This window comes from Yersinia sp. 2545 StPb PI (genome assembly GCF_052217125.1).
Classification (GTDB): Bacteria; Pseudomonadota; Gammaproteobacteria; order Enterobacterales; family Enterobacteriaceae; genus Yersinia; species Yersinia enterocolitica_E.
Map to the genome: position 1 here is coordinate 3151454 of NZ_JAZGPY010000001.1, position 24378 is coordinate 3175831.

A 24378-nucleotide genomic window follows, 5' to 3' on the forward strand; every position below is an offset into this window, starting at 1 on the left:
TAAAAGGGACTATTAGCCCCTTAAATAAATACCCTAAACCCTAGGTTATTCGTGCTGTTACTCATCAATACATTGCAATGCGCTGTATTTATCCAGCAGGAATGGCCGCAGATAGCCAACTGTGTTAGACATCGGTAGCACCTCTTCGCTGAGATGGATATTCAGGATATCGCTGAGATAACTACGCCGTTTTTGTATTCTTTGCCAAACATCAGGGTACTGTGTAGCGAGCGCATTACGTAAATGCTGATCAGCCAGTGCAATACACTCCTCAGCACTCACTCCGGCATAACCTTTTACCGAAGGAATGATATCGATTTGGAATATCATCCCACTGCGAATTATCTCTTCAGAATCGCTATAAATGGGAGAGCACAACCACTCTTCATCAGCAACTAAATGGCCGGGATTTAGCGACCAATGGTATTGTGATTTAGGGAAAACCGTTTCCACTAATGCGTACATCTCTTTTCCTGGCATACCAATACGAATATTTTCCAGCCAAGCGACGACTGTTGTGTAATAAGGTAGCGCAACCTTATCAAGATAATCTCTTTCCGCGCGCGGTAGTTCATCTACATGATGAACCGCATAGCCGGTTCTACTGCTCAAACCGCCTTTAAACCCAGTGGTCAATGATATTTTATCGCCGAGTTGTACCGCTTTATCACTGGGATATAAATTTGCCTGTTCAAATCTGGCGCCAGTCGCAGCAATTATCACAACAGTGTTCGGTTGACCTTCATCTGCCAGATAACTGCCCAGTTGCTTTTCTGTTATGCCGATATCAACCGCCGCCAATGCATTAAGAATACAATTCGACGCCAAATTAGCGCCATATTCATAGTGCGCCAATTCATTAGCATTATTGGTCACTCTAGCTGCAATATCACTGCCAATAAATAGACTGGTAGCGTTAATAATCGTTGCTACCGGTGAAGCAGACTTTTTAATTGCATCCAAAATAAAATGCGGAATATCAAATAGCTGACTGTTATCGTCCAACTTACTGGTAAACAGTTTCCATCCTGCAACCCCAATCTTTTTAGCCTGCTGAATCCCGGTTGCTGCCAATAATTCAGTAAGCGTTTTACTGTTGTCCATTGGTTGATTTGGCAATGAAAAATAGTGGACATGAATCACGGTATTTCTGACTCTGGCATAGTCAGATAACTTTAAATTCTCGTTACCTAATAATAAATAGACCTCGCCCGAGACATGTAACACCAGAGCCGCTTCTTCAAAACGGGGAATAAACCCCGCCAGATATTCAAAGTTACCCCCATGCTCTTTGTCCGCATACACCAATAAATAATCGATAGCGGCACGGCGCATATTACTAATAACTTTAGCTTTGCGATATTCGATGGTTTCATCATTAATGGCTACCTTAGTAACAGCATCAAACCTTGGCGGCGTATCAATAGCGTTAAGTTTTATCTGACGTTTAATAATCATCTTGTTCATAAGAATCATTACCTTGGTTAATTTATTTACACGCCGCCATACCCGCTATTGATGTTGATGCTATAACCACTTTGCATCGCGGGTAAAGGAGATCGTTAGCCACCGATGAGGGCCGGACTCGCCAATTTCTTTGGCTATTTCATCGCGTAATTTGTCAAAATAACTGACACCATTCGTCTCCATCTCTGGTGGAATAACCACATGAATCTCGATAAACAACCCCCGCCCCATGCGGGTGGCATAGTGGGAGTAATCAATAAATTTATATTTTGCCATTAACTTATCCATTAAGCTCTCAATGGCATTATCCAGATTGTCTGGCGTCATTTGTAATATTTCACGAACTGCCGAAATGACTGTTTTTATTGGCACAGGTATTAAGACCAAGGTTAACAAGGCCAATACAGCGGGGTCGGTATAAACAATCAAATGCGCATAGCGGGTACCTTCCATACACCATGAAAGCAAGAAGGCTACTAATAACGCAGAACTGATGCAGGCCGACATTAACCAGCTTTTGGTATCCAATGCAATTAGCTCGGATTTGACTCGTTTATTTAAACGACGTTGTTTTAAAAAGAGGGTGAAACAGAAAATACTGACCACTAATGCATAAACAATCGCCCACCCCAACTCCAATTCCCTGCCGCCGTCGAAAATCCCCTTAATGGCATTGACGAATGCGTAAAGACAAAGAAAGGCCAGCAAGCTGCCATTGAAAGCCAGAACCAGTGGTTCAACATGCCAGAAACCGTATTGAAAACGCCGACTGTGCGGCTGACCAAGTAATCGGGAAACCAATAGCGATAAACTGCACATTCCAGCATCTAAAGCAGAGAACATACCATCGAAAATAATCGACATCGAACCGCATACGATACCAAAAACAATCCCCATAATGGCGATAAACAAAGTGCAAAAAATTGAATGTCTTAAAATCTGCTGTTCAAGCTTGGTGTCATGTAACAGAGGTGGAGCCTGTTCACTGAGTGTCGTCATGATTTAAACCCATTTTTTATTACAACCTATTGTTTTATTACAACCTATCGTTTATTACAACCAACTGTTTTATGACCATCAATTTTTTTATTTAGCTTAATGCGTGAATCACGATAAGAGCCTGAAGGTTAATCCGCACTAATAGTAGTGTGTCATATTATCTCATTTTTACCAGTAAATTACGCAGTAACACCCAAACAGAGAACCTTGTTAATCTCTTGTTTTTATTAATTTAAAATATAGCGAATCCTATTCGCAGGAATTTTATATCGCCAATTGATATCCAAATGGATTATTCGGTACTTCATTTTCATCCTTATCCTAAAGCCATCAGCGCTCAGCGCTTTATACTTTAAACCTAATAACAGATTTGTTTAATTTTAATAACATCTGGCTATAAACAAGATTTTTCATTAATGCAGGTAAATGAGTAGAAGTTGTTATTCGTCAAGAATGCTATTTCTGCATAACGATATTATGCACCGCTTGGACTAATACCCGTTCAGGAGGAAATATGGCGACAAAACTTAATATTGTATTGGTCCATGGCGCATGGGCTGATGGCTCACAGTGGCGCTATATTATCCCAGCCCTGCACACCATGGGGCACCGGGTCATTGCAATACAAAATCCGCTGACATCGTTAGCAGATGACGTGGAGCGGACCATTAAGCTAACTACCGCCTTATATGGCCCTACCCTATTAGTGGGCCACTCTTATGGTGGCATGGTCATTACACAAGTCGGGCATCTGCAAAATGTGGTCGGTATGGTCTATCTCGCCGCTTTTGCCCCCGATGCGGGAGAGAGCTTATCCAGTACTTTTGCACTGCGTGAACCGCCTGTTGGCGCCGCTTATATTCGCCCGGATGATAATGGATTTCTATGGATTGACACTGACCAGTTCCACGAAAATATGTGTCAGGACATTGATGAGAATGAAGCACTGGTGATGTCTATGGTGCAAAAACCCTTAGCAACTCGCGCTTTTACTGATAAGTCTGCTCAGCCTGCCTGGCGGGTCAAACCTTGCTGGTATCAGGTTTCAACGGAAGACAGAATGCTGCCGGTCGAAACACAACGCGGTTTTGCTGCTCGAATTCAGGCCCAAAAGGTGATTGAGTTACCCTCCAGCCACGCCTCGATACTCTCTCATCCACAGCAGATAATCGCGCTGATTGTCGATGCCGTAAATGCGGTTAAATAGTTATCACACGCCAGCCTCACATCTGCATCATATGACAGGCGAAAAAAATCCGCCCGAAAGCGGATTTTTATCAGACACAGCATAACACCGTGAAAGATGAGTGCTAACTATTCTAAGCAGTCGCTTAGAAAGTGTAACCTACGCCAGCAACCCAAGTACCGACATCAACGTTGCGGATGCGGCTCTGTTCGTAAGAAACGTCCAGGGCAACATTTTGCATTGGGTTGAACTGCATACCTGCGCCGTAAGTAAAGCCGTAATCGCTGGTGCTGCTTTTATCGCTAGCAGAAGTTGGGTAGTTCTGGCTGAAACGACCGTAACCCACACCTACCAGGCCATAAACGCTAGCCCAATCGTTGATACGGTAAGCTGGACCACCGGTGATAGCATTGTATTGTGCTTTGTTGTATACCGACGAGCTGTCACCGAAGCTGCTTTTTTCAGTGTGAGTGAAAGAGGTGATGTAACCCAGTTGAGAATCACTCCACTCGTAACGGTATTTCAGGTTGAAACCTGAAGATTTGTTAGCAACACCTTGATAATCGCTCTGGGCATAACCACCAGAAACGGTGCTTTGACCGGCAAAGGCTGAACCTGCGGTCACTGCTAATACACAAGCTGCTACTGCTGAAAGACATGCAATTTTATTCATAACCACCTCGAAAGACGCAAATTTTTAGATGAAACAAAAACACCATGAAATTATAACAATAAATAGTAGGAAACTCTGCCTACATATGATTGTCTAATCATTTATTTGGTGTAACAAAGGGTTTCAAGAATCTTCCATCTTACTAATACGCTTACGAATTTCCGCCATTCTACACCTTTTTGTGACTCCCATCACCAAAAGCCATTCCAGACTATTCTTAGTTTTAGCGCTTAAATAACCAGCAGAAATAGCGTTAAAAAACCGCAATGCTGAAAATTTATTATTTCTTTCACTGCTTTCCGTTTCTTTTTTCGCTCCTTTGGTGATTTTCAAACACTTGGCTGACATTTCATTTACACTGGCAAAAATAGCTACCTAATAATTTTCTTTGAGGCTTAACAGGATGTCTTTGTCTCCTTCATCCAAACATTCACTTCCCTTAGTCCCTATTCTGTTACTGGTGATTGCCATGATCTCCATCCAGAGTGGTGCATCGTTGGCGAAAAGTTTGTTCCCACTGGTTGGCGCGCAAGGAATAACCTCGCTGCGGCTCGGTATCGGCACACTTATTTTGTTTGTCATCTTTAAACCTTGGCGAATGCGATTCACCTCAGGCAGCCGCTTACCCCTGCTTATTTATGGTGTGACATTAGGTGGAATGAACTTTTTGTTTTACCTGTCACTAAAAACGGTGCCATTGGGTATTGCCGTCGCATTGGAGTTCACCGGCCCGTTGGCGGTTGCCATGTTCTCTTCTCGCCGCCCGGTGGACTTTATCTGGGTAGGGTTGGCCGTTCTGGGGCTATGGTTCTTATTACCGCTGGGACATAACATTGGTACCATTGATTTATTTGGCGCGGCTTGTGCCTTGGGTGCTGGAGCCTGTTGGGCGCTGTATATTATTTCAGGGCAGAAAGCCGGCGGTGATCACGGTCCTGGGACTGTCGCGGTAGGTTCTCTGATCGCAGCACTGGTATTTTGCCCAATTGGCGTAGCATATAACGGCCTTGCCCTGTTCGATCCCGCCATTCTCCCCGTTGCTCTGGCTGTCGCTATTTTGTCGACGGCATTACCCTACTCACTAGAAATGGTCGCACTGACCCGGCTCCCTACGCGCACATTTGGCACGTTAATGAGTCTGGAGCCAGCACTGGCGGCCATTTCAGGGTTGGTATTCTTAAATGAACATCTGACATGGGTTCAATGGTTGGCTCTGGCATCAATTATCAGTGCCTCTATCGGGGCCACACTGACTATCAAACCCAAGCCACAACTGGATCAAATTGCCTGAAGGGTGCTGCGCGCATCAGGGCTAGTTCAGCCCTCTCACCTTCTATCCTATTGTTATTTATCAAACGCCAGCCCAGCACTGCACGGGTTGGCGTTTTTTATTAATTATTTTCCTTTTTTTTGCATCCAAAACACCAGGCTGATTCGTATAGGTAGATGTGAGGCAAGACTTCACCTCAACCGTCCTAAAAGGAATACATTATGAAAACGCTTCTTCGTTCTGCTATCTGTGCTTCCTTACTGTTCAGTACTGTCTCTATGGCCGCCATGATGTCCGAAACTGTTATGGTAGGTGGTGCTTCGATGTTGCCGAGTAAAAATATTATCGAGAATGCGGTTAACTCAAAAGATCACACGACCTTAGTCGCTGCGGTTAAAGCTGCGGGGTTGGTTGATACCCTGCAAGGCCCTGGGCCATTTACCCTGTTCGCGCCCACCAATGCCGCGTTTGCAAAATTGCCCGCCGGTACAGTTGAAAGTCTGGTCAAACCAGAAAATAAAGCCATGCTCACCCAAATCTTGACCTATCACGTGGTGGCCGGGAACTACGATATGAAACAGTTAGAAAGTAAAATTAAAGCCGGAGGGGGTACTGCCGAGCTGAAAACTGTCAATGGCCAATCACTATGGATTATGAACAACGGGCCACATAACATTCAGCTTAAAGATGGAAAAGGGAACATCGCCAATATCAGCACCTATGATGTACAACAGAAAAATGGCGTGATCGATGTGATTGATACTGTTCTGATGCCTAAATAAAACCCGTCTATACTGGGTGCAGTGTCTCACTGCACCTGACGGCTTTTTTAGGGATTGGCGCATGAATGAATACTCACTGGAACAACAAATCGGGCTGATCGATGCCATTGCTCAAGGTGATCAGTCCGCGTTTGAAAAACTATACCGGCTCACTTCCCCCAGACTATTCGCGGTCGCCTTAAGAATGCTGCGCAACCCTGCTCGGGCAGAGGAGGTTTTGCACGACTGTTTCCTCACCGTCTGGCATCGGGCCGATAATTACAATGCGCAACTCAGTGCCCCATTAACCTGGTTGACCCATATTGTGCGTAATCGGGCCATCGATTTGATGCGCGGCAGTGATAATCGTCTGCAAACGTTGAACGATGACCAAACCGATTATTTGACCGATGACACACTGACGCCTCTGGCTCAATTGCAGCAAGACAGTGAAGCTAAACAATTGGCAGACTGTTTGGCACATCTGCCGGTTGAGCAACGACAAAGTATTATGTTGGCTTATTATCAGGGGCTTTCTCATGGGGAGATCTCTACTCATCTACAACAACCACTTGGTACGATAAAAAGCTGGATACGTCGTGCACTCGATCACTTGAAGGGCTGCGTAGGCTTATGAAAAACAGACGCGAATATGACTCAGCATTGGCCGCTGAATATGCGCTGGGAACCCTGCGCGGACTTGCCCGGCTGCATTTTGAACGCCGATTCCGTCGTGACCCACAGTTGGCGGCAGATGTTGCCAGTTGGCAGCGTCTGTTTACCCAACTGGATAATCAATTGGCCCCGCTGGAGCCTCCTGAACGCGTATGGAAGCGGCTGGAGTTAGAGTTACCACCAATCAACCTGCGCCATATCAAACGTAATCGTTGGTCTTATTTGGGGTGGGCTGTCGCCGCCGCACTGGCCGCAGTCCTGGTGATCCCACGTTTATTGGTAGAGCCACCAACATCCGTCCCGGTGGCCGTGCTCTCCAATAGTCAGCAAAGTGGTCAATGGGTGGTCAGTCTGGAGAAATCGACTCGTAGCCTGACATTAACTCCCCTTAACCCCGTGGTAGTCAGTGAGCGTAATAGCCTTGAATTATGGAGTATTCCGGCGGGTGAAAAACCACACTCACTGGGGTTACTCAATACCCATGGGCCAACACAACTGACTCTGACTGAAAACCAGTTAATGGCGAATTCGTTATTAGCAATCAGTCTGGAGCCTCACGGCGGCTCGCCCACTGGCCAGCCAACCGGTGCGGTGCTGTTTAGCGGGCCATTGCAGAATCTATAATAGATAAATATGCACGCGTCAGCGGCTATCACTTATCCGCATTACTGATCTTTTTCTACCGGAGGTTATCCATGCAAGACTGGGATCCTGATTTATACCGCCAATTTGAAGCAGAACGTACCCGCCCTGCCGGTGATTTGCTCGCACATATCAGCACTACCCAGCCACAGCGCATCAGCGATTTAGGTTGTGGGCCAGGCAACTCTACCCAATTGCTGCACCAGCGTTTTCCGCAGGCGCAGCTGGTTGGGATTGATAACTCGGTGGCGATGTTGGCCAGTGCGCAACAGCGCCTGCCGGCATGTGCATTTCTTGAAGCGGATATTCGCCAGTGGCAACCCGCTGAGCCACAAGATCTTATTTATGCTAACGCATCGTTACAATGGCTAACCGATCATCAGCAACTCTTTCCCTATTTGTTCTCCAAATTGGCTACCCACGGCATACTTGCGATCCAGATGCCAGATAATCTGGAGGAGCCCAGCCATCGAGCTATGCGTGAAGTTGCAGAAAACGGTCCATGGCAGCAAACACTACAAGAGGCGGGGGCAATACGGGCGAAGGTTCTGTCAGCCAATCAGTATTATGACTTACTGGCCCCCAATGCAGAGCGGATAGATATTTGGCGCACTACCTATTACCACCCGATGCCTTCAGCGCAAGCCATCGTCGATTGGCTGCGAGCCACAGGTTTACGGCCTTTTCTTGAACCGCTCTCTGAAGCAATGCGATTGGATTTTTTGCAAGACTATCTGGCAATCATTGATGTGGCCTATCCGCAACAGGCCGATGGTCGCCGTTTGTTGGCATTCCCCCGCTTGTTTATTGTTGCCCACGCTCAGTAGTCATACCGGGTATGCTGGTTGAATTTATTGACTGGCATACCTGCTGATTCGTTCCGGTATGGAACTATTCATCGCATTATATATATTACTCATGTTCGCCAAGCTATTAATTAATAACACCTTCGCCTCATCCGTGGCATTAAATATTATTGAAAGCATCCAAATGGATATTGGTCTCATAAAAACCATACAAATCACAGCAATAGTTATTTTCAATTAGCCATAAAAACCGCGATGATAATATTATTAAAAAGAAACAATAAATTACATTTACAAATAAACACCACTATCAACTATTTAATTGATAGGCCGAATCTACCCTACAAACTTAAATATCTTTGTTATACTTATTGCGGTGAAGAAATTGGTAATCAACTCAATAAAGGGATACCTATTATGAGTACAGCAAAACTGGTAAAAACAAAATCTTCCGAACTGCTCTACACCCGCAACGATGTTGAAGAACATGTCAAAGTTGACACAGTGAAAGTATTAAACCGTATGGTTATTCAGTTTATTGATCTGTCGCTGATGACCAAACAGGCTCACTGGAATATGCGCGGTGCCAACTTTATCGCGGTGCATGAAATGCTGGATGGCTTCCGCACAGCCCTCACTGATCACCTAGATACCTTCGCAGAACGAGCCGTACAACTCGGTGGTGTCGCGCTCGGAACCACACAAGTCATTAATGATAAAACACCGCTGAAAAGTTACCCAACCAATATCCATAGCGTGCAAGAACATCTTAAAGCGCTGGCAGACCGCTACGCCGTGGTTGCTAATGATATTCGTAAGGCAATTTCAGAAGTAGAAGATGAAGACAGTGCTGATATGTTTACTGCCGCATCACGTGATCTGGATAAATTCCTGTGGTTTATCGAGTCAAATATTGAGTAATCCTCAGTATGATACCCAATAGATCGTAAAATGGCAGGAAGATAGACCGGGTAATGAGAATAGCCAATACACCTGCAATTTTAACGAAGATGGGTACAGGGCCGGTTATCCGGCCCTACGCACGGAGGTCATATGGCAAGTGGATGGGCCGGCGACGGCGCAGTACAAGATCAAATTGACTCCACCGTTGAAGATGCGGTACAACGCGCAAGACAGGCGCTTGGCAGTGGTGAAAGTGAGCTATATTGCCTTGAATGTGGTCAAGCCATTCCAGAAGCACGGCGTAAAGTTCTGGCGGGGGTAAAATATTGCCTGAACTGCCAGAATCAATTAGACAAGCATCAGGCCAGCCATGCCGGATATAACCGCCGTGGCAGTAAAGATAGCCAACTCAGATAGCAATCCCTCCCCTTCATCCCCCTTATTGCACCATTATCGAACAAAAATCGGAGATAGTTAACAATATTGTTACATTGATGTTGATTATCGATTGTACATTATTAACGAACTAGTTAATAATAAGTAAATAATGGATTAGTTGCACCAAAATGATATTAACGCACTATTTTGGTGAGTCATGATGGTGCAAACAATGTCAGCTAAGTAATTGCATGCTAATCACTTAGAATAATTTCGTTATTTTTAAATAACTTGCATTTCTGGCACGATCTTTTCATATTGCTATCTGAAATATAAAAAACGGATCTCCATCCACAAAAGTACAAAGGAACTCCCACTTATGAAGTCACTTGTCAAAGTTTCATTGGTCGCACTTACGCTGGCCTTTGCTGTTAGTTCTCACGCCGCAGAAAAAGAATTGATCGTTGCTACCGACACCGCGTTCGTCCCTTTTGAATTCAAACAAGGGGATAAATATGTCGGTTTTGATATCGACTTGTGGGATGCCATCGCGAAGAAACTGGATTTGAAATACACCCTGAAACCAATGGATTTCAGCGGTATCATTCCAGCACTGCAAACCAAGAACGTGGATCTGGCACTAGCCGGTATCACTATTACCGACGAACGTAAAAAAGCCGTTGATTTCTCTGATGGCTACTACAACAGCGGCCTGCTGGTGATGGTAAAAGCTGACAACAATGACATCAAAGGCGAAGCTGATCTGAAAGGTAAAGTGTTGGCAGTAAAAAGCGGCACCGGTTCTGTCGATTATGCTAAAGCCAACATCAAAACCAAAGACCTGCGCCAATTCCCGAATATCGATAACGCCTATTTGGAGTTAGGTACTGGCCGCGCTGATGCCGTTTTGCATGACACGCCAAACATCCTTTACTTCATCAAAACTGCCGGCAATGGCCAGTTCAAAGCGGTGGGTGAATCTATCAAAGCTCAGCAATATGGTGTTGCATTCCCACAAGGCAGTGACCTGCGTGACAAAGTTAACGTTGCTCTGAAATCTCTGAAAGAAGACGGCACTTACGCTGCAATCTATAAAAAATGGTTCGGCGTAGAACCTAAGTAATTCATTTTTGCCGTTTTTAGACCAGGAGAATATCCATGCAGTTTGAATGGAGCGCTATTTGGCCCGCCATCCCAATCCTGCTTGAAGGCGCCAAGTTAACCCTATGGATCTCGGTCCTGGGGTTGCTTGGCGGCCTGATTATTGGGGTTATAGCAGGGTTTGCCCGCGCTTATGGCGGTTGGCTGAGCAGAAATATCGCATTAGTCTTTATTGAACTGATCCGTGGCACGCCGATTGTGGTGCAGGTGATGTTTATCTACTTTGCGTTGCCGATGATGATGCCGGTGCGCATCGATCCTTTCTCAGCAGCCGTTGTGACCATTATTATTAACTCAGGGGCTTACATCGCAGAAATTACCCGTGGTGCGGTGCTGTCAATCCACAATGGATTTCGCGAGGCCGGTCTGGCTCTCGGCTTATCCAAACGCGATACCTTGCGTTACGTAATAGCCCCTTTGGCTCTGCGCCGTATGCTGCCACCACTCGGTAACCAGTGGATCGTCAGTATTAAAGACACCTCACTGTTTATCGTGATTGGCGTAGCAGAACTTACTCGTCAGGGTCAGGAAATTATTGCCGGCAACTTCCGCGCCATGGAGATATGGAGTGCGGTGGCGGTGATCTACCTGATTATCACCTTGGCTCTGAGCTTCGTTCTGCGCCGGTTAGAAAGAAAGCTGAAAATAATATGATTGAATTCAAAAACGTCTCTAAACACTTTGGTAAAACCCAAGTGCTTCACGACATCAATTTGAATATCACCAAGGGTGAAGTGGTGGTTATTATTGGCCCTTCCGGCTCGGGTAAGTCCACCCTGCTGCGTTGTATCAATAAGCTGGAAGTTATCACCAGTGGTGAGTTGATTGTCGATGGTCTGAATGTCAATGACCCCAAAGTCGATGAGCGCCTGATCCGTCAGGAAGCTGGCATGGTGTTCCAACAGTTTTATCTGTTCCCCCACCTGACGGCCTTGGAAAACGTCGCCTTTGGTCCGATTCGCGTTCGTGGTGCTTCTAAAGAAGCAGCCAACAAACTCGCTATGGAGTTGTTAACCAAAGTTGGATTGGCAGAACGCGCACATCATTTTCCCGCAGAGCTATCGGGTGGCCAACAGCAGCGTGTCGCTATCGCTCGTGCGCTGGCGGTAAAACCCAAGTTGATGTTGTTTGATGAGCCGACCTCGGCACTGGATCCAGAATTACGTCACGAAGTATTGACGGTAATGAAGGACTTGGCCGAAGAAGGCATGACCATGGTCATCGTCACCCATGAAGTGGGTTTTGCCCAGAAAGTGGCATCGCGTCTTATCTTCATTGATAAAGGTCGGGTCGCTGAGGATGGCAACCCGGATAGCCTTATCTCAAATCCGCCAAGTGAACGTTTACGGGAATTCCTCCAACACGTTTCCTGAGGCGCAGGCTGACATTACCCTAAAATACCTCTGGCGGGCATCTTGATGATCCCCGCCAGATTTTTTTATGCTGATAGGCCAATCATACCGGCGCTTGTTGATTCTTGACCTGAGCAAATGCGGTCATGAGTTTCACCACATCCTGCATCCCAATATTGACCTGATTAATAACCTCACCGGCATCTTGGGTCAGCGTCACCCCGCCCCCCGCTTGTTCGACACAAGTCCCCATACCCTTGATAGCCGCCATCACCCCATTTTGTATGCTCTTTGTCATCTGCTCGATTTCAGTCGCTGCCTTGCGTGACTGGTCCGCCAATAAACGGACCTCACTTGCCACCACCGAGAAACCCTTGCCATGCTCACCGGCATGAGCCGCTTCAATCGAGGCATTTATCGCTAATAGATTGGTTTGAGACGATATTTTACGAATCGCTTCCACCATGGTACCAATCTCTTGTGAGCAGCGGCCCAAATCACTGACCACATCAGAGGTTTCGCGTGCAATAGACTCAACCTCTTGCATACCACGAACAGCCTGTTGAACAATCTCAGCCCCTTGTGACGCTGAACGGTCGGTGGTTAATGATAAATAGTGCACATCGCGGATCAGGTTCTCCTCATGCTCCTGCTGCAACATCAATTGTGTAATATCCTGAGCAATCTTCACCACTTTAATCACTTGTCCCTCGTTATCCATAATCGGGTTATAACTGGCCTCCAGCCATACCCGTTTGCCATGTCTATTAAGACGCTCAAAACGGCCAATAATAAACTCACCATGGGCTAACCGCTGCCAGTGCTGGTAGTATTCATCGCTATGTGCAAATTCTGGTGTGCAGAGTATCTGATGAGATTTATGTTGAATATCTGCCAGTGAATAACCAATAACCTTCAGCAGATTCTCGTTGGCATCCAAAATAATGCCTTGTGGTGTGAAAGTGATCATCCCCATTGAACGGTTAAGTGCTTTTAGCAAACTCTGGTGTTCCTGAGATTGCAAAATACGCTCGGTCACATCACTGGCGAGCTTAATAATTTCAATCACATTTCCACTACTATCGAGTACCGGTGTATAGGTTCCCTGCAACCAAACAATGCTGCCATCCTTGCGGATACGCTTAATATTATCGGTAATCGGTCGCCCTTCATTGAGCAGTTGCCAGTGGCGGCGGTAGGCATCAGTGAGTACATATTGTGGGTCACAGAACAGTTTATGATGTTTGCCGACCACCTCATCCTGTTGGTATCCCATTACTTGTAAAAATAATGTATTAGCGTGTTTTACCGTACCATCTGGCTTGAAAATAATCATCGGGACAGCACTATCAATCGATGTCAGTTCGGCACGAGGGGATGCCTGAGATGAGCTGAAATTGAACAACATAAATTGAGTCCTTATGGCGAATGATTAAGCAGCAAATAAGTCATGTGGCTATCAACCTATTTGCACAATAAAACCCCTGCCCCGTGAAAGAGGGCAGGTGTAAGTTTTATTCTTCACCCTGGACGATGAGGTAGCTGAGTTAATAAAATCAAAAAGAAAAAATCATCACAATATAAGCAAGATTTGTCAGCTATAGCGCCTGACTAAGATTTATCTTAATTAGCATAGACGAAAATATGGGGGTTTGCTGTTAGTGCAATGAGAGGGAAATAAAACCGTGGGAAATAGAGCAATATCCCTATAATTGAATATTGCCCATAGATATTACAGACTCAAGTCAGTGATTGGGGTAAGTGCGCGCAGCCAACACCCGTGCGGCGTCAAGGACGAAGAAGGACATACCCAAAGTCATTGACGTTGCAGGTAGGCGGCCAGTAAACGCACCCCGATGAGCTGACTCAAGTCAGTGATTCGGGTAAGTGCGCGCAGCCAACACCCCTGCGGCGTCAAGGACGAAGAAGGACATACCCAAAGTCATTGACGTTGCAGGTAGGCGGCCAGTAAACGCACCCCGATGAGCTGACTCAAGTCAGTGATTCGGGTAAGTGCGCGCAGCCAACACCCCTGCGGCGTCAAGGACGAAGAAGGACATACCCAAAGTCATTGACGTTGCAGGTAGGCGGCCAGTAAACGCACCCCGATGAGCTGACTCAAGTCAGTGATTCGGGTAAGTGCGCGCAGCCAACACCCCTGCGGCGTCAAGGACGAAGGGTATTACCAACGTTCAACTTTCCACGCCGCCTGCTGCTCCGGCGTCAGGAACGTCCATGCCACAAACCGGCTGACTTTTTGCCCTTGTGCCATATCAATGGTGCGGACCTCAACGGCGTTGGCATAGCGCAGGGCATGATAGATTGCCGGTAAGGTGGTCTTCTTCGAGATCAATGAAGTGAACCAAAAACAGTTTTGCGCCTTAGTTGCGCTCTCTGCCACCATGCGACTAACGAACCCTTCTTCTCCACCTTCACACCACAATTCGCTATTTTTCCCGCCAAAGTTTTGTACTGGTTTAGCGGCAACTTCACTTTTACCCAGTTTGTGCAACTTGCGACGCGTGGTTGCTGCGGCCTCTTCTGCGGAGGCATGGAACGGCGGATTACATAGTGTGGCATCGTAACGTTCATTCACCGCCAGAATACCGTCGAAAATAGCTTGTGAGTCTTTTTGCTGTTTAAGTCGCAAGGTGTTTTTCAGCGTCGGGTTCATTGACACCACCATTTTTGCCGCACTGAGTGCTTGCGGATCAATGTCAGTCCCGGTAAAACGCCAGCCGTATTCCCGCTGACCAATAATCGGATAAATACAGTTGGCACCGACGCCAATATCCAGCAGCGCAATATTTCTACCCTGCGGGATAACCCCGTCATTACAACTGGCCAATAAATCGGCCAGATGGTGCACATAGTCAGCACGACCTGGGATCGGTGGGCATAAAAAGTCAGCTGGAATATCCCAATATTCAATACCGTAGAAATGCTTCAGCAATGCCCGGTTGAGCATTTTGACCGCCAGAGGATCGGCAAAATCGATAGAAATATCACCATAGGCGGTAGCTGCCAGAAAAGGAACTAACTCCGGGCAACTTACTGAAAGAGCATCAAAATCATAGCGTGAGCGATGACGATTTCGGGGATGCAATCCGCTTTTTTCTTTGGGGAATATTTTTTTGTTTTCCATCGTCTGGCTCTCTGATCGGCATTTTCTGGCGCGTAAGATAGCATAAATTGCCGCAGAACGGGTGGTGGGTATCGCCATCAAAATAAAAGCGAATCCTATCGGTAGGCGACTTCATTTGATGTCATCACCACGATTTACTCAGAATAAATGGGCTTAGTTCAGTGCCACTCTCTGATACCACTTTACCCCGTTGCTCGCGCAAAAACTCACATAGTCTCAATCTGTTGCAGCGCATGCTCGAGGGTATCAGCCCGCCCGACTGCCACCAGACAACATGCTAACTGTTTTTGGATAGCATCAGGAATAGGCCATTCACCAGCCAAACAACCTTCAATCCAGCGGGCCGTTATGGCGGCATCTTTCGACGAGGGTAACACCAGTTCGCCCTGCTCTAACTGGCGATCCAGTAAAATTTGCTGTTCCCCCCCATTGATGTAATGAATTGGTGGGCAACGCGATGGGTTAGCATAAACCTCCCCTTCGGTCCCTTGCTGTAGCAGTGCCGGTGCGCCGATCGCCTGAAAGAAGCCGCCGACTTTTTGCATATATTCTGGGTGCGAAACACTGGCAAGACGCAATGCATTATCGTGAATAAACGGTGTTGCCAGTTTCGCCAATGTGTGACTGCTATTTCTAACCCCCATCCGCCAGCGTAACTGTAATTGTTGGTCTAATTGAGTCGATAATGCTGATACAGGGATAAATACCGGCAACCCGCTATCAAGCCGTTGTTGGGCTTCAGCGGCATCAAGTGACCACGGAATATTCAGTTGCTGGAAAATCTCGGCACTGGTTACCCGGCTGCTGTCCTCAGTCACGCCGTGTACCACCACCGGTAACCCTAGGCGTGAAAGTAATAATGCCAATAACGGGGTCAGATTAGCCTGTTTGCGTGCACCATTATAACTTGGGATCACCACGGGGAGTGGATAATCCATTGGCGCGCGTAGTGGCATCACCTGTTCTTGCATCGCCTGATAAAAGCCCAGAATCTCCTGTTCGGATTCACCTTTAATACGAAAGGCTATCAGGATCCCCCCTAGCTCCAACTCAGGGACCTGCCCTGCCAACATGACTTTATACAGTTCATAAGCGGTAAGCTTTTCCAGATCACGCGCATGATTCTTACCGCGCCCAATCTCTTTAATAATTTTACTGTAATCCATGGTGCGGCATTTCCCCTGTCCGTCGCGGTTACACATAAATCAGGTAACTTATTGCTGAAACTTTATCACTAATAGTGATATCGATACCCGAAATAATTAGAACTGCGCGGCTAGGCTAATAGAGATGAGTCGTACTGATGGTAGGCTAGCGGGTGAAACCCGCCACTGCCAGAACAACTTGCGGCAGTGACAGGCAAACTACAGTGGTTTGTTTAACTCTTCCGGTGGGCTAAACAATACCCGATAAATAGCGCCACCTAAGGCTCCTCCTACCAACGGGGCCAGCCAGAATACCCATAACTGCTGCAATGCGATTCCACCGGCAAAAATAGCCACAGCGGTACTACGTGCAGGATTTACCGAAGTATTATCCACTGGAATACTGATTAAATGGATCAGTGTAAGACATAGCCCAATAGCCAACGGCGCTGCAATTGCATGAGAAGGTTTATCGGTCGCCCCCATGATAACCATCACAAACCCCATGGTAAGAACCACTTCAGCCACCAGTACCGCTTGTAAGTTATATCCCCCCGGCGAGCGAACACCAAAACCATTACTGGCGAACCCGGCACTAACATCAAACCCGGCTTTGCCACTGGCGATTAAATACAAAATGGCGGCCCCGGCCAGCCCCCCCAGCACTTGCGCTACAATATAAGGCACTAATTGTGCGCCAGAGAAACGCCCACCCACCCATAAACCGAGTGACACTGCTGGGTTAAAATGCGCACCTGAGACATGCCCCAGTGCATACGCCATCGTGACGACAGTCAGCCCGAACGCCAATGCCACCCCCAAAAATCCAATACCCGCCACCGGGAACATTGCAGCCAATACTGCGCTACCACACCCGCCTAACACCAGCCAGAAAGTGCCAATAAACTCTGCCATTAGCTGTTTCATTCTGCTTTACCCCTGCCTGCTAAACATGTCGATAACAGTTAACGTTGCCGCTAACCAATAACCAGCAATTTACACCGGAGGTACTGCCAGGCATGACTTGTTAGAGTCAGCTCACCAGCGGCTTATATAATCTTAGTCATTGGATTTATACGCATAGAAAAAGATTTCAGATGAAAACAGTTTTCACTGTATTTATATGCATTTTCACAACAAATTCAGAACACAATAAAAACAAAATTAAAATAGCATTCCATATAAAATGGAATTATGTTTTAAATGTGTGATGCGCAGCTCGAATAACTTTTAGCATTAAAGGGATACTTTATTTGTGACAACATCATTTGTCATAAAAATGTTAATAAAAACATATTTTACGATATGCATATCTTCGGGGTGAGGTGGTAAGTTGGATATATTGCTTAGTTTAGTAAAAACGCCAGCAGTAATAATTGCCATTGTGGCATTTTTAGGTTTACTCTTTCAAAAAGCATCTGTTTCTCGTTTAATTACCGGTACTTTCCTCTCTTTTATCGGGTTTACGATGATAAAAGTCGGTGGCAGTATTTTAATGAAGGTACTTACGGCATTCAGCACACTATTTTCCAGTGCATTTAATATTGTCGGTGTCGTACCCAGTAATGAAGCTATCATGGCGGCAACAATTGATAAAATTGGTGCAACAGCAGCACTTATTCTGCTATTTTCTATGATACTCAACATTCTGTTGGCAAGATTTACCCGGTTCAAATTTATCTATTTATCATTACACCTTGTTTTATTTATGGCTTTTGCATTGACTGCCGTGCTTATGCAACTGGGCTACAGCCATTATCCAATAGTTATTATCGCCACAATTATTATTGGTTTTTATATGGCCGTATCACCCTATATTCTTAGCCGATTCAGTCGTGAAATCATTGGTTCAAATGAGTATGCTATTTCCCATGCCGCAATTTCCTCTTACGTAATAGGATCTTACATGGGGAAATGGTTCGGTAATAAAAACTCTGATACTGAAAACATTAAAATCAGTAATAAGTTTGATTTCCTGCGCGAACCCAATATTGCCACACTATTAACCATGTTAATTTTGTTATTGATATCTTGTATTTTTGCGACACAACCGCAGATTACAGATGCAATGAAATTGGTTTATGGGGCCGGTGCTGCTGATAAAAATGTGATTATCTTCATCTTGGAGCAGTCGGCTATTTTTACATGCGGACTCTATTTAGCTAAGGCTGGAGTTAATTTATTTACCGCTGAAATCGTCCCTGCGTTTAAAGGCTTCGCGCGAGTATTTGCACCAAGCTCTGTACCTGCCGTTGATGTTATGGTGCTATTTACCAAAGCACCTAATGCGACACTAATCGGATTTTTGATGAGTTTTTCCGTCGAGCTGGTTTGTATCCTTATCTTCCCATTTATTGGATTGCCCATTATCGTACCAGGCATTATGGCCAGTTTTATTACCGGCGGTGCAGCCGCTATTTTTGGCAATGCGACGGGGGGGTTCCGTGGAGCACTTATCGCCAGTGGTATTAACGGGCTGCTTTTATGCGTGCTACCAGCACTAACATTGCCTTTGTTCTCTCATTTGGGCGCTCAGGGGGTTACTTTCGCCGATCCAGACTTTACATTGTCTTCGTTAATTCTAGATCACGTACTCCGACTGTTTAACTAAAGGTTAAGGCCGGTGATGCCGGCCTTTTATCTCAACAGAATACCGAGTGTTTTGGTCTTCGCGAAAACATATCGTTTTAATGAATAAAGAAAACATACTTATAAAACAGTCCGTTTCCGCCGCCCTCTTTTTACCGCCGCCTTCGCCGGGGCTTTTATTACCGCAGCCGGCATAATCACCTCCGCCGGCATCTCCGGTTGTTCAATTGGGAAGACCGGTAGTGCCGCCAACAATCGTGAACCATAACCCTTAGTCAATAAACGCCGATCGTAAATAACGATCTCACCGTGGCATTGATTACTACGAATCAAACGACCAACCTGTTGGATCAGATTAAACGAGGCACTTGGCAAACTTTGCACTTCAAACGGATAACGTTTTAACGACTTCAGCCACTCCCCTTCAGTGAGAATCACCGGACTATCAATCGGTGGGAACGAAATTTTGTGAATATGAACCTGGGTCAACAATTCACCTTTCAAATCCAACCCTTCAGCAAATGATTGCAGACCAATCAATACACTGGCAGTACCGTTATTGACCCGCTTACGGTGCTCTTCCACCAGTCGGTAACGGGGTTGGTCCCCCTGCACCAGCAGCATCAAACGCAGATCGGTCACATGGCTGAGAAAGGTTTGCATCGCCCGATGACTACTGAACAAAATCAACATTCCTTTATGCCGCCCACTGGCCTGCTGCGCACGGAAAAATTGCGCCATTTCAGCCAGATGTTCAGCTTCATGGGCCATAGTTGGCTCAAAGCGCATTTTGGGAATAATCAACTTCCCCTGTTCAATATGGTTAAACGGGGATGATAGTGTTTCAAACCGGTCGCCGGCCTTCTCACTCAGGCCACTGAGCTCCTGCAAGCGGGCAAAGCTGTTGAGTGAACGTAATGTCGCTGAAGTCACAATCACATGGGGGACTTTGCGCCATAACATTTTATCTAGCTGGTCACTGACACGGATGCCAACACAGTGGAAATAGAGGTGCGTTTGATTCTCGCGATAATCACGGGTTACCCATTTGGATATCGGCGCATTCGAGGCTTTTTCCATTGCCGCAAGCCGCCAAAGTTTGCTCATGGACTCCAGATAACCCAGTGTACGGCTCATTTGCAGGATGGCGCGATGCAGACGCACAATATCGTGCTTACCGGTTTGCTCACTCAAATCGTTCAGTACAAATTCGACCAAACCGCGCAAAGCATCGGTCAGTTTGAATAATTTGGCGCAATCTTCTGTCAAACTCCCCGGTAACTCACCCATTTCAAAACGGTACACCGCCGGATTGGCATCGGCAGGAAGCAGTTGACTGACTTGTTGTTCCACACTCAACATCAGCTCGCGCAACTGCTCGCAATGGTCTTTCAAGCGCTCTGGATTCGCTAAACCAGGCGGATTTTTAGGCCGATATTGCACCATGCATTGATCCACCAGCCGCACAATCATATCCAACTGCATATTGGCAAAGAACGCGGTGATCTCACCTTCAATTTCTAGCGCATCGCGCGCTACATCAGGCAAATGGTGGCCTTCATCCAATACCAACAGTAATTCTTTCGGATTGGGTAGCACCGATTCAGTTTCCAATGCAGCCATCACTAATGCATGGTTGGCAACCACAACATCGGCACTTTCGATTTCTTTGCGCGCAATAAAGAACGGACACTCACGATAATAATGGCAGTTACGCCCAAGGCAATTCGCCTTATCGGTACTCAATTTAGTCCACAGGCTATCACTAAGCGCCAACTGATGATGGTCACGCAGCCCGTCCCAGACATGGCTGCTCAGTAGCTTAGACAGCGTCAGACAAGTTGCTTGTTCCTCACCATTGGCGGGGGCCAATTCATCGCCGAGAAACAGCGATAAATCCCCTTGGCCAGAAACATCCGTACACATAGCCGCCAGATTACGTGGACACACATATCGCCCACGCCCGAAAGCACCGGTAAATTTAAGGTCGGGAATAATTTTCTTCAATAGCGGCAAGTCTTTACTGTAAATCTGATCCTGTAAAGCCACATTAGCGGTGCTCACCACCAATGGTTTGCTTTCTGCTCGGCTGACTGCAATGCCAGGGATCAGATAAGACAGCGTTTTGCCAACACCGGTCGGCGCCTCAATAGCCAAATGACGGCCAGCACCACCGGCCAGCGTTTTCGCCACTTCGGCGATCATCTGGCGCTGCGGTGCCCGGGAGATAAAATCCGGGATCTGCTGCTGGAGAGCCTTATACCACTGACTGATTTGTTCTTTTACTGCCGGGGACAACGCCATGCATATCTTATCTAAACTGAGTGTTGCCCTATTGTCCCACACCACAACGCTGGCGTCAGCCCGAAAGCACCGCCGTAGTAGCTGAAATCCTCTGACCTGGCAAATCACCGCGTGATGAAATTTACGCAATGTCGCAGTTATTTATGATTTGTCATAAATATATCACACAGATGCGGTAAAAATTCTGCGCTGGCCGAATTCAGATAGATATTGAATACAGCAAAAAAATCTTCTACTCGCGTCTTTTTAAATAAGAGAAACAGGGCAAAAATATGAAACGTAATCTTCTGGCAATCCTGGTACCGGCTTTATTAGTTGCCACTACGTCACATGCAGCAGAAATTTATAACAAAGACGGTAATAAACTTGATTTATACGGAAAAGTCAAAGCACTGCATTACTTTTCTGATAATAATAAAAGTGACGGCGATAAATCTTACGTGCGTTTTGGTTTTAAAGGTGCCACCCAAATTACTGACCAACTGTCCGGTTATGGCCAGTGGGAATATAACATTGCCGCTAACTACGCAGAAAGCCAGGAAACAAAAGACAATAAGACACGTTTAGCTTTTGCTGGTTTACGTTACGGCAAATTAGGTTCAATCGATTATGGCCGTAACTACGGTGTGTTATATGACGTGGCAGCCTGGACCGATATGTTGCCTGAGTTCGGTAACGACAGCTACACCAGAACCGATAACTTCATGACCGGTCGTACTACCGGTGTGGCTACTTATCGCAACACTGATTTCTTCGGTCTGGTTGATGGGCTGAAATTCTCGCTACAATACCAAGGCAAAAATGGCAGCGAAGCCGATAGCAATAACGGCCGCGCAGATGCCACCAAACAAAATGGCGACGGTTTCGGTTTGTCTTCCAGTTATGAAATTGGTGCTGGCGTGAGCGTGGCTGCTGCATATGCTTCTTCTAACCGAACTACGGCGCAGAAGAACGGCAACTTTGGTAAAGGCGATAAAGCTGATGCTTGGACAACGGGTCTGAAATATGATGACAACGGTGTTTATTTGGCCGCAACCTATGCTGAAACCCGTAATATGACCCCTATCTCAGGTACGGCAACCATTAATAATGTGTCAACTGGTGTAAGTGGTTTTGCTAATAAAACTCAAAACGTAGAATTAGTGGCACAATATTTATTTGATTTCGGTTTGAAACCATCGCTGGCGTATGTTCAATCTAAAGGGAAAGATATCGAAGGGATCGGTGATACTGATCTGGTTAAATATGTTGATATCGGTGCGTCTTATTACTTCAATAAAAACATGTCCACCTATGTTGATTATAAAATTAACCAGTTGAGTGATGATAATAAACTGAAACTTAATACTGACAACGTTGTTGCGGTTGGTTTGGTTTATCAGTTCTAAATTTTTCGCCTTAGTATGACCCTCATTAATTTACTGTTTGAATGCTTCATTGTGAATTTATTACCTGTTATTACGCCGGGATAACTCCCGGCTTTTTTTGTTATTTATACTCTAATTAACTATTCACTTTGCTGAGTAGTCACGGCCAATAACCAGATATCTCGCCGCGCTTCAGTTACCGCCCCTTTGCGCTTCGCCCCTTCCTTGCTCGGCATAACAGTAAAGTCGGCTTGTTTGATCCACCGCTGATAGCGATTCTCGCCTAGCGCTTTATCTGCCTGAACCATCAGTGGTACCAACCGCACTCCCATGTGATCAAGACTGCGATAGGGCCACTTTGTCTGTTCATCAGAATAGGGAGCCATAAAATCAAGCGCTTTAATCAAACTACTGCCATTCGGTGTTTGATAACGCCACAAGTCGATTTGCACTTTATCCGCCAACTGCGCCATCAGCGTCGCCGCCTGCAAACTGAAATAACTGTAATGAAAAGAACGGGTCCGCGCCAATTCCAGGGGTTGCGAGCCTTCCGCAGCGAGTTGAGTATCCAGTTTGGTTTTCAATAATTCAGCCATCTCGGTAACCCGTTGTGGTTGTTGCAAATACCAGGCAATTCCAGCCACCTGGACTGTGTACCAGTTACCGTGATTATTCTGCGCCGCCGCCTCTTTTTTACCTGCCGGGCTGTGCTGTAGCCAGTGTAAGTATTCCGTCATCCACTGTTGCATCTGCTTTTCATCTTGCGCCGTCCAACGTTTATTCTGCCGCAACATAATCAGTGAATCGACAATACGAGTGGCAAAGTAGCGCCCATCCAAAATACCAGTGCTACGTCCCGCAGCAATACCCGGCACGCCCTGAGCATAATCGAGGTTCGGGTTCATGCGCGTTTGCGGGTTGATAAACCAGGTTCGAATCATGCTAATCGCTTTATCAGCATATTTCTGCTGGCCAGAAAAATACCAGGCCAGCGTCAACGCCTGTACCTGAGCGGTAAAATCAGCCAGACGCACCCCGTCGCTATCCGCATTTTTACTGGCCGGATTTATCTGCCCATCTTTGCGCATCCAAGGTAACCCATCACTTTTTTGGCTATCAGGCCACCAGTAGGCACTAAGACTGAGATAATCATGTTTCGAACCACTGGGCGGCACAATACTCTTGTCTGTGACACTTTGATCGGGCCGTTGCAGCGCTTTATCCGCCTGCTGTAATAACTGCTGGTAAGCCCGTATGGTCTCCTTTGGCGCCTGATTTTGCGCAATACTCTGCTGGTTATGCTGCAATTCACTGGCAGACAAAAAAGCATAGTCACTGTTTAGCGAATTACTCTGCGCTGCATCGGCAAACGGGATTGCGAGCAAAATAAATAGCACCATCAACCCGGCGTATCTCCGCACCGGATTTAGTGTTCGAAAATCAAACCGGCGAGTGATTGGCAAAGCTGTTGATGTCATAAGTAATTCACCTTATCTAATAATTAACAATATAAGTATCGGATTTTATGCATCATGCCTGAAGCAACCTTAGCTTG

23 protein-coding genes are annotated in these 24378 nt (G+C 46.2%); 13 read left to right on the forward strand and 10 right to left on the reverse strand.

Features of this window, described 5'->3' with window-relative positions; translation table 11 throughout:
- Nucleotides 1–57: 57 nt before the first annotated feature.
- Entirely contained in the window at nucleotides 58–1467 is a 1410-nt protein-coding gene (locus V1955_RS14700; RefSeq protein ID WP_442821091.1) for a M24 family metallopeptidase, read from the reverse strand.
- Between the two features lie 60 nt (nucleotides 1468–1527).
- Nucleotides 1528–2466 (reverse strand): cation diffusion facilitator family transporter, encoded by a 939-nt coding sequence (locus tag V1955_RS14705; RefSeq protein ID WP_442821092.1) that lies wholly within the window; start codon nucleotides 2464–2466, stop codon nucleotides 1528–1530.
- 514 nt (nucleotides 2467–2980) lie between these two features.
- Between V1955_RS14705 and V1955_RS14710 the strand changes: the two genes are divergently transcribed.
- Nucleotides 2981–3673, forward strand: a complete 693-nt coding sequence (locus V1955_RS14710; RefSeq protein WP_372568891.1) for an alpha/beta fold hydrolase — start codon at nucleotides 2981–2983, stop codon at nucleotides 3671–3673.
- 124 nt (nucleotides 3674–3797) lie between these two features.
- Here the strand turns inward: V1955_RS14710 and ompX are convergent, their stop codons facing one another.
- Both ompX and V1955_RS14720 read right to left on the reverse strand, forming a co-directional pair.
- Nucleotides 3798–4325 (reverse strand): outer membrane protein OmpX, encoded by a 528-nt coding sequence (ompX, locus tag V1955_RS14715; RefSeq protein ID WP_083159423.1) that lies wholly within the window; start codon nucleotides 4323–4325, stop codon nucleotides 3798–3800.
- 123 nt (nucleotides 4326–4448) lie between these two features.
- Nucleotides 4449–4658, reverse strand: a complete 210-nt coding sequence (locus V1955_RS14720) for a hypothetical protein (RefSeq protein WP_227746547.1) — start codon at nucleotides 4656–4658, stop codon at nucleotides 4449–4451.
- A gap of 70 nt (nucleotides 4659–4728) precedes the next feature.
- On the opposite strand from V1955_RS14720, the gene rhtA reads away from it, so the two are divergent.
- From rhtA to glnQ, 10 genes are all read left to right on the forward strand, one after another.
- Nucleotides 4729–5616, forward strand: coding sequence for a threonine/homoserine exporter RhtA (gene rhtA, locus V1955_RS14725; protein ID WP_083159428.1), 888 nt, complete (start codon nucleotides 4729–4731; stop codon nucleotides 5614–5616).
- 200 nt (nucleotides 5617–5816) lie between these two features.
- On the forward strand, nucleotides 5817–6377 hold the full coding sequence (locus V1955_RS14730) for a fasciclin domain-containing protein (protein ID WP_083159430.1): 561 nt from the start codon (nucleotides 5817–5819) through the stop codon (nucleotides 6375–6377).
- 61 nt (nucleotides 6378–6438) lie between these two features.
- A complete protein-coding gene (locus V1955_RS14735; protein WP_083159432.1) occupies nucleotides 6439–6993 on the forward strand; it encodes a sigma-70 family RNA polymerase sigma factor in 555 nt (184 codons plus the stop codon).
- A complete protein-coding gene (locus tag V1955_RS14740; RefSeq protein ID WP_083159434.1) occupies nucleotides 6990–7655 on the forward strand; it encodes an anti-sigma factor in 666 nt (221 codons plus the stop codon). Before V1955_RS14735 ends, V1955_RS14740 begins: the two co-directional genes overlap by 4 nt.
- 71 nt (nucleotides 7656–7726) lie before the next feature.
- Nucleotides 7727–8500 carry a trans-aconitate 2-methyltransferase gene (tam, locus tag V1955_RS14745; protein WP_372568890.1) on the forward strand — a complete coding sequence of 258 codons (774 nt, stop codon included), beginning with the start codon at nucleotides 7727–7729 and terminating at the stop codon, nucleotides 8498–8500.
- 396 nt (nucleotides 8501–8896) lie between these two features.
- Nucleotides 8897–9400: a DNA starvation/stationary phase protection protein Dps gene (dps, locus tag V1955_RS14750; RefSeq protein ID WP_083159438.1), complete on the forward strand. Its 504-nt coding sequence runs from the start codon at nucleotides 8897–8899 to the stop codon at nucleotides 9398–9400.
- A gap of 132 nt (nucleotides 9401–9532) precedes the next feature.
- Nucleotides 9533–9799: a DksA/TraR family C4-type zinc finger protein gene (locus V1955_RS14755; RefSeq protein ID WP_083159440.1), complete on the forward strand. Its 267-nt coding sequence runs from the start codon at nucleotides 9533–9535 to the stop codon at nucleotides 9797–9799.
- A gap of 340 nt (nucleotides 9800–10139) precedes the next feature.
- On the forward strand, nucleotides 10140–10883 hold the full coding sequence (glnH, locus tag V1955_RS14760; RefSeq protein WP_083159442.1) for a glutamine ABC transporter substrate-binding protein GlnH: 744 nt from the start codon (nucleotides 10140–10142) through the stop codon (nucleotides 10881–10883).
- 35 nt (nucleotides 10884–10918) lie between these two features.
- Nucleotides 10919–11575 (forward strand): glutamine ABC transporter permease GlnP, encoded by a 657-nt coding sequence (gene glnP, locus V1955_RS14765; protein ID WP_004709093.1) that lies wholly within the window; start codon nucleotides 10919–10921, stop codon nucleotides 11573–11575.
- Nucleotides 11572–12294 carry a glutamine ABC transporter ATP-binding protein GlnQ gene (gene glnQ, locus V1955_RS14770; RefSeq protein WP_083159444.1) on the forward strand — a complete coding sequence of 241 codons (723 nt, stop codon included), beginning with the start codon at nucleotides 11572–11574 and terminating at the stop codon, nucleotides 12292–12294. The genes glnP and glnQ overlap by 4 nt, the downstream gene beginning before the upstream one ends.
- 82 nt (nucleotides 12295–12376) lie before the next feature.
- On the opposite strand, the gene V1955_RS14775 is transcribed toward glnQ, so the two are convergent.
- From V1955_RS14775 to aqpZ, 4 genes are all read right to left on the reverse strand, one after another.
- The gene (locus V1955_RS14775; protein WP_372568889.1) at nucleotides 12377–13681 is read right to left on the reverse strand and encodes a methyl-accepting chemotaxis protein; all 1305 of its coding nucleotides are present in this window, start codon (nucleotides 13679–13681) and stop codon (nucleotides 12377–12379) included.
- Nucleotides 13682–14455: 774 nt separating this feature from the next.
- Nucleotides 14456–15418 (reverse strand): 23S rRNA (adenine(1618)-N(6))-methyltransferase RlmF, encoded by a 963-nt coding sequence (gene rlmF / locus V1955_RS14780; protein ID WP_083163791.1) that lies wholly within the window; start codon nucleotides 15416–15418, stop codon nucleotides 14456–14458.
- A gap of 206 nt (nucleotides 15419–15624) precedes the next feature.
- Nucleotides 15625–16584 carry a DNA-binding protein YbiB gene (gene ybiB / locus V1955_RS14785; RefSeq protein WP_083159446.1) on the reverse strand — a complete coding sequence of 320 codons (960 nt, stop codon included), beginning with the start codon at nucleotides 16582–16584 and terminating at the stop codon, nucleotides 15625–15627.
- Between the two features lie 198 nt (nucleotides 16585–16782).
- The gene (gene aqpZ / locus V1955_RS14790) at nucleotides 16783–17490 is read right to left on the reverse strand and encodes an aquaporin Z (RefSeq protein WP_083159448.1); all 708 of its coding nucleotides are present in this window, start codon (nucleotides 17488–17490) and stop codon (nucleotides 16783–16785) included.
- 406 nt (nucleotides 17491–17896) lie between these two features.
- On the opposite strand from aqpZ, the gene V1955_RS14795 reads away from it, so the two are divergent.
- Nucleotides 17897–19174, forward strand: coding sequence for a PTS ascorbate transporter subunit IIC (locus V1955_RS14795; protein ID WP_442821093.1), 1278 nt, complete (start codon nucleotides 17897–17899; stop codon nucleotides 19172–19174).
- A gap of 98 nt (nucleotides 19175–19272) precedes the next feature.
- On the opposite strand, the gene dinG is transcribed toward V1955_RS14795, so the two are convergent.
- A complete protein-coding gene (dinG, locus tag V1955_RS14800) occupies nucleotides 19273–21456 on the reverse strand; it encodes an ATP-dependent DNA helicase DinG (RefSeq protein ID WP_442821094.1) in 2184 nt (727 codons plus the stop codon).
- A 272-nt stretch (nucleotides 21457–21728) separates the two neighbouring features.
- Between dinG and ompF2 the strand changes: the two genes are divergently transcribed.
- Nucleotides 21729–22844 (forward strand): porin OmpF2, encoded by a 1116-nt coding sequence (ompF2, locus tag V1955_RS14805; protein WP_372558412.1) that lies wholly within the window; start codon nucleotides 21729–21731, stop codon nucleotides 22842–22844.
- A 119-nt stretch (nucleotides 22845–22963) separates the two neighbouring features.
- On the opposite strand, the gene V1955_RS14810 is transcribed toward ompF2, so the two are convergent.
- Entirely contained in the window at nucleotides 22964–24301 is a 1338-nt protein-coding gene (locus V1955_RS14810) for an alginate lyase family protein (RefSeq protein ID WP_442821095.1), read from the reverse strand.
- Between the last annotated feature and the right edge of the window lie 77 nt (nucleotides 24302–24378).